This window comes from Stenotrophomonas sp. YIM B06876, from assembly GCF_030711595.1.
Taxonomy (GTDB): domain Bacteria; phylum Pseudomonadota; class Gammaproteobacteria; order Xanthomonadales; family Xanthomonadaceae; genus Stenotrophomonas.
In genome coordinates, this window is the sequence record NZ_JAUJUJ010000352.1 from 1 (window position 1) to 845 (window position 845).

Here is an 845-nt window from a genome sequence, read left to right on the forward strand (position 1 = left end):
AGCCCAGGCGTTTGCCGCCGGGTCCCACGACAGTGCCGTTCTGCGTGCGCAGCGCGGCTGCATTCACACCCCATTGCGCCGCGGCGGCCGACACCAGCATGGCGCGGGCGCGCGCACCGAGTTCGCGGTACTGGCGGTAGGAGTTCTTGATGGAGCCGGAGCCGCCCGTGATGTGCATGCCGAACACCGGGTCCACGTAGGCCGGGCTGGCATCGCCAAGCACCGAGCGCACCTTGGACCAGTCCGCGTCCAGCTCCTCGGCCAAGATCATCGGCAGGCCGGTCTGCACGCCCTGGCCGAAGTCCAGCCGGTTGATGGTGATGGTGACCGTGCCGTCGGGGGCGATGTGCACAAAGGCGGAGGGCTGCTCGGTGGCTTTGAGGCCCGCCGGCGCAGCCTGGCTCTGGGCGCTGGACAGCAGCGGAAACGCCCCGATGGCAAAACCCGAGGCGGCGGCCAGCTTGAGGAAGCTGCGTCGGTCCAGGCCTTCGCTTGCTTCTGAATAAATAGCATCTTGCGCTTGTCCCATCAGCGCTAGAAGGTGTTTTGGCAGTTCTGCTGCGTGCGTGTCGAAATGCATGGCGATCTCCTTCAGGCCAGCGCACGCGCGGCGTCGTGGATGGCAGCGCGGATGCGCACATAGGTGCCGCAGCGGCAGATGTTGCCGGCCATGGCAGCGTCGATATCGGCGTCGTTGGGCTTTTTGTGCTCGCGCAGCAGCGCCGTGGCACTCATGATCTGACCGCTTTGGCAGTAGCCGCACTGGGCCACGTCGTGCTTGACCCAGGCGGCCTGCACGGCCTGGCCCACCTTGTCATTGGCCATGGCCTCGATGGTGGTGATCT

At 66.4% G+C, this 845-nt stretch carries 2 protein-coding genes; both read right to left on the bottom strand.

The window, feature by feature from the left end:
* Positions 1-580: molybdopterin cofactor-binding domain-containing protein (locus tag QZH66_RS17230; protein ID WP_305807067.1), on the bottom strand; the 580-nt coding region annotated here is incomplete at its 3' end.
* 11 nt (positions 581-591) lie between these two features.
* A partial coding sequence (locus tag QZH66_RS17235; RefSeq protein ID WP_305807068.1) for a 2Fe-2S iron-sulfur cluster-binding protein occupies positions 592-845 on the bottom strand: 254 nt, incomplete at its 5' end.